The sequence below is a fragment of the Agathobaculum sp. LCP25S3_E8 genome, assembly GCF_052117165.1.
Classification (GTDB): Bacteria; Bacillota; Clostridia; order Oscillospirales; family Butyricicoccaceae; genus Agathobaculum.
Genome location: NZ_JBQKJR010000160.1, coordinates 1 through 829, shown reverse-complemented (window position 1 = coordinate 829; position 829 = coordinate 1). Strand labels below are relative to the sequence as shown.

General features: G+C 44.6%; 1 pseudogene. It reads left to right on the top strand.

Annotated elements, in window-relative coordinates:
• Nucleotides 1-743: pseudogene (locus ACTQ34_RS18070) on the top strand (hypothetical protein); the annotation flags it as partial.
• Between the last annotated feature and the right edge of the window lie 86 nt (nt 744-829).

Here is an 829-nt window from a genome sequence, read left to right as displayed (position 1 = left end):
TCTCGGACATGGTTTGCTGTCTCCTTTCGAATGGTGTGTCGCGACTTCATTCTACCAAAGATCTGCAAACCATGTCTTTTTTGTTTTTGCGAAACTTATTCTACCTGACCCCGGACCTGAGTGAAGTGAAAAGAATTGCATCCACTGGGCAATATAATGTGCTGCCGGTGAGCATGGAAATCCTTTCTGATTTCACCACGCCGATCGAAACGATGAAGATACTGAAAAACGTATCCACGCATTGCTATATGCTGGAATCCGCACAGGCCAATGAGACTTGGGGACGCTATACCTTTCTTGGATTCGACCCAAAGCTAGAGATCACCTGCATAGATGGTGAAATGAAGGCCGGTAATGTTACGATCAAGACGGATAACCCGTCCAACTATCTCCGTCAGATACTTGCCGATTACAAAAGTCCCCGATTGGATGACTTTCCTTCCTTTACGGGCGGACTGGTTGGCTACTTCTCCTACGATTATCTCAAATACAGTGAGCCAACGGTGAGATGTGATGCAGAAGATACCGAAGATTTCAAAGATGTTGACTTGATGCTGTTTGACAAGGTCATCGCTTTTGACCATCTTCGGCAGAAAATCATTCTCATCGTCAATATGCCGCTTGACAATGTGGAAGTCGAATACAACAAAGCAGTCATGGAACTGAATCGACTTGTCAAGCTGCTTCGGAACGGAGAAAAGAAGAAAGAACCGAGCGGCAATGAACTGCACCCCATTTGTTAGACAGTATGATATACTGGATAACAAGTGGGGTGCTTTATTATGCCAAAAGGAATACCAAACAAACGCTACACACCAGAATTCAAGAA